Annotated in this window: 3 protein-coding genes; 1 reads left to right on the forward strand and 2 read right to left on the reverse strand. The window is 41.8% G+C overall.

From position 1 onward, the window contains the following. Positions 1-44 precede the first annotated feature (44 nt). The gene (locus J6U00_RS06715; protein ID WP_296580403.1) at positions 45-2,276 is read right to left on the reverse strand and encodes a substrate-binding domain-containing protein; all 2,232 of its coding nucleotides are present in this window, start codon (positions 2,274-2,276) and stop codon (positions 45-47) included. A 240-nt stretch (positions 2,277-2,516) separates the two neighbouring features. On the opposite strand from J6U00_RS06715, the gene J6U00_RS06720 reads away from it, so the two are divergent. Further along, positions 2,517-4,691, forward strand: a complete 2,175-nt coding sequence (locus J6U00_RS06720) for a cellulase family glycosylhydrolase (RefSeq protein WP_296580405.1) — start codon at positions 2,517-2,519, stop codon at positions 4,689-4,691. 200 nt (positions 4,692-4,891) lie between these two features. Here the strand turns inward: J6U00_RS06720 and J6U00_RS06725 are convergent. Further along, positions 4,892-5,028, reverse strand: a 137-nt coding sequence (locus J6U00_RS06725) for a transposase (RefSeq protein WP_296580406.1), incomplete at its 5' end; no start/stop codon positions are given.

Genomic DNA, 5,028 nt, shown 5'->3' on the forward strand with positions numbered 1-5,028 from the left:
TAAAATGAAAGTTTTTTAGAATTAAAAACATACTGTTTTGGATATTACCTTTTTTGTGAATGAGGCAAATCAGGCATTTGCGTGATCGCACCGAGCATTTTCCTTTTGTATTCAAGAGCCGTCATTTTCTTCCTGTTCCGGAAAAGTTTCATAAAATAGGATGGCTCAGAATATCCGCACCTCTCTGCTATCTCACTCACAGGCAGGTTCGTATTCACGAGCAGTCTTTCCGCAAGAGCCAATCTTGCTGAAATTACATCGTTATTAAAGCTTACATCAATGAATTTTCTATATATATGCTGAAAATATGACTGACTTATTCCCAGTCTCCCAGACTCAGCCGCCGCATTCCAATCGAACTGCGGATCTTCGTAGATATTATCGTGCAGCTCCCTTATCTTGGCAAGAAATACATTTCCGGCAAAGCCTTTAGAACTTCTGCTGGCTTCAAGCTTTTCCTCCAGAAGCCTTATGAACCTATCTGCGCTTACCGGTTCCTCCGTCACAGCCGTAAAATGTGAGATAGAGGAAGAAAGAGCTACGCCTTGCTGCTTTTCTATCATTTTTATATTGGATTTGAGAGTATTTATAAATAGCTGCTCTGGGAATTCTGAACCGTCGCATTTGCCTATTATCAGAAATTCGTCCCTGCTTATCCGTGCCGCAGTCTCTCCTCTTATGCATGAAAGATTCACCGCCTGCGCAAATGAAACATAAATGCGCTTTATGTATTCTTCTCCTTCCTCCTGTTTTTTCTCTTCGGTATCATCAATATTATACAGCACCCCAAAACAACTGCTATCCCTGCACAGTTCATCAATACGGGAAATTATACCCTTCTGACTGAAAAGTCCAGTAAGTATATCACGCTCTGAAAGTCTCTGTATTTTATTGTTGAGGTACCTTTCATAAGCAAGCATTCTTACTCTTTCGATGCTGTCTGCTGCTATCTGACAGAACTCGCCGTAGTACTGTTCAAAGACTATCTCCTCCGCGCTGTACCGCCTGACACAGTAGCCAAAACTGTTATCAAGGTAATGAAGAGGCGTGCAAAAATATGTTCTCGGACTATCAATTATAAGTTCTTCTGGAATAATATACTCAAGCTGAAAATCCCTTGGAGTAAGATCTCCTCTGTAGTTTACATGAGTAACTACGCACCTCATATCACAAGTATAGCCGCTCTTCGTTATTTCTTCTGCGGAGCCGTTTTCATTAATCGTGTCTCTGCAAAGGCATATAAAAAAATCTCCGCTAGCGTCAAGAAGATACATATTTCTTAGCATAGCCTCAGCAAAGCCACGAAGATCCTTTACACTGCTCATCGCCGAGGAATAATCGCTGTGCATGAATATATTTGTGCGCATTGAGTTATCAAGCATTTTCTGGCTTATATCGGCACTCTGTGAATTTCTTTCTCTACATCCGCAGCTAGCTCCAGTCCTGAGAACAGAACGCGTCTCAACAGTACCAGTACATTTTTTGCCGCTTATGAGTTCATGGAGCCTGCAAACCGCTCTTACTGTATTCTCAAGATAAGCGCCACTGTAAGTCGTTAAAGAAGGCTGATAATAATTTACGTCAGGATTTCCGTCATACCCTCCAACCGATATCTCCTCCGGGACAAGAATACCGCTTTTCATAAGGGAAAGACATAATTGCAGAGCCATGTAATCACTACCGCACAATATCGCCTGAGGCTTACTGAGCTCCCCTGAAACTATCCTTTCCGCAAAATGCTTAGCCTCTCCTATCCAAAAATCACCGTAAAAGATATTATCTTCACTCACAGCCAGCCCGTTTACAGAGAAAGCGTCTTTGTAGCCATTTATTCGCTCCTCGGAGTGTATCTCGTCCCTTGGTCCGCTTAGGCAGTATATATCTGTAAAACCGTGTTCCTTTATGAAATGCTCTGTGAGCTTTCTAAAACCGTCCCTGTCGTTTTGTAGACAGCTTTCAAAGTATTCGCTCTTATAGTCAAGAGAAATGACAGGTACGCCCTTCCGATAGAGCATCTCCTCTATCTTTATGGCGAGAGAATGGCTATAAAACGAACCAAGGTCTACAACAGCGCCGTCAAAGCTCAGACAGTCTATGAGAGAGTATATATTTTCATCACCTTTCAGATACTCGCTGGACTTATCATAATTGACAAAATGAGTAAGTACGATAAGGTCATATCCCAGCTCTGCTGTTTGAGCTGACATAGCCTTTATCATGCTCGTCTGGTAAAGAGTGTCTGTATTGGCTGTTATCAGCGCTATCCTTCTACGCATACTGCACCTCCATGAGAAATATTACGCTTATGCAGCCACTGCTAAAGCCGCACAAAGTATAATTTACAATATTATACTATATATTCCTTTCAAAATCAACTATAAAAAGCTGAAAAGTATATTTTTCAAATCGAATACAGCATTGAATTTTACACACATATCAATTATAATAATTATGATGAAGCTATTTATTAGCTTATATAAAGACATTTAATAATACTATTGAAAGGGAGTTATACTATGAAGTCATTTTTCAAAAAAAGCTTTTCAGCTTTTATCGCCGCTGTAACGCTTGCGTCCTCATCAGTGACGGGAAGAACACTGTTCAGCACATCAGCTGCAAGTATACAATTTAACAGTCCGTCTACACTGTCCTCTTCTGCCGCTCTTATTGAGAGCAGGAACGTACAAGCCGGAAGCTACACTATCCCTGATCTGAACATCCCCTCAAAATCTGTTCCCGATACAGAGAGTATCAACTTTGTAAAGGATATGCGTCTCGGCTGGAACCTTGGTAACACCCTAGACGCTATAGACGATACAGGTTGGGTAGGAAGTGAGATGGGCATCGAAACCTGCTGGAACGGTGGCTACAAGACCTCAAAAGAAATGATAGACACTGTAAAAGCTGCCGGCTTCAGAACAGTAAGAATACCCGTATCCTGGCACAATCACGTTGACGGCAACTACAACATAACAAAACAGTGGATGGATAGAGTTCAGGAGGTCGTTGATTACGCTATAGATGACGGTATGTACGTTATACTCAACGTTCATCACGATAACGATGAGAAGTATATGTATCCCGATTCTAAGCACTATGAGCAGTCCAAGAAGTACATGACTACTGTATGGACACAGATCGCTGACAGATTCAAGGATTATGACAATAAGCTCATATTTGAGACCATGAACGAACCACGTCTCGTTAATCATCAGTATGAATGGTGGATCAATCCCTCCAACAGTGATTGTATTGACGCTATAAAGACCATAAACAAGCTCAATCAGGACATACTCAATACTATACGTTCATCAGGCGGTAATAACGGAACAAGATATGTTGCAATCCCCGGCTATGACTGCTCTGTTGATGGAGCTACGAACGAAAACTTCCAGCTTCCAACAGACAAGGTTCAGAATAGACTTATCGTTGCCGTACACGCATATCTCCCCTATGGCTTTGCACTTGCAGAGCAAAGTGATTCCCAAAGCGTTGACTACTTTAATATTAATACAGATACAGGCGAGATAAATCAAGCTATAGATAAGGTGTACGACAAGTACGTGTCAAAGGGCATACCTGTTTATATAGGTGAATACGGAGCCCGTGACAAAGGAGGCAATGTTCAGCCTAGAATAGACTGCGCTGCATACTTCACAGCTTACGCCTCATCTAGAGGTATCACCTGCTGCTGGTGGGACGATATCAGCTTCATGCTACTCGACAGATCAAACTGTACATGGAAGCAGTCCGAGATCGTTGCTGCTATAAACAAGTACGCAAGAGGCAGTGCTGAATCCACTATAGTTACTACAGTTTCAAAGCCTGTGACCACAACGACTACTACAACTACCTCTACTATATCCGACAGCAGCAAGGTCTACGGCAAGAAAGGCTCAGACGGGACAGTCGATTTTGGTTCTCCTATCGGGGATATAGCATTTGTCGAGATCAAGACCGGAAGCAATACCGGCTTCATGAATGGTTGCCTTGGCTTCTCTCCCTCACTTGATGGCAAAAGCTATTGGGTGGCTTATGTATGGGAAACCAAGAAATCCGATACTATCACAATAGACATAAACTCCCCCAAGCAAATAATGGACGTATCAACAACTGAAGCCACAGCAGTTACTGACGAGGATACTATTGCCAAGCTCGTGTCAAACATCAAAAAACAGAAAACTGCCTTCCTTCAGGCATGGTATGCCTCAGACACCTCTGGAAAGCAGATAGATCCAGCTGAATCAGCTGCCGAAAGCTTAGAAGCATTTATAATAGTATCAGGAAACGATACAGTAACAACTACCACAACGACATCCACATCCTCAAGCACTACTACAACTTCAACCACATCGTCAACCACTGAAACAACCACTATTACATCTTCTACAACCTCTATGACAACATCTACAGAAACTTCAACTACGTCAGACGAAGAAGAACAGATAAGCTACGGTGACTCCAACTGCGACGGTCAAATCGATATTGCAGACGCCGTGCTTATAATGCAGTCTCTTGCAAATCCTTCACGCTACGGAATAAACGGAGACAACGAAAAGCATATAACAGACATAGGTCTGAAAAACGCAGACTGCTATAACGTTGGAGACGGTGTGACTAACAATGACGCCGTTGAAATACAGAAATTCTGTCTGCACCTTATTGACAAGTTCCCCACAAAACAAGTTTGAATATCCCTCTCAAAGGGGCTGTAAAAAAACAGCCCTCAAAAACAACACAGTTGCCTCTTCAAGAAAAATTTGAAGTGGCAACTGTGTTTTTCATGTTAATTGTTGAAAACTTCTCAAATTCCCCATAAACAGGGTATAACGAACAAGCACGAAGGAAAAATGCTTTTTTCGCGCTGGTAAAGATATATTTTATTGATAGTTCAGGCGGCTTTTAAAGCTGCCTGTTTCTTTAAATGATACTTATGAAGGTTGAAACCACAGCAAATAAGACCAAATTCCAGCATAACACTATCAAATCCTCTTCTTCTGAGGCGTTTGTAGTTACGATTCCATTTGA

Origin of the sequence: Ruminococcus sp. (assembly GCF_017650195.1) — a bacterium.
Taxonomy (GTDB): domain Bacteria; phylum Bacillota; class Clostridia; order Oscillospirales; family Ruminococcaceae; genus Ruminococcus.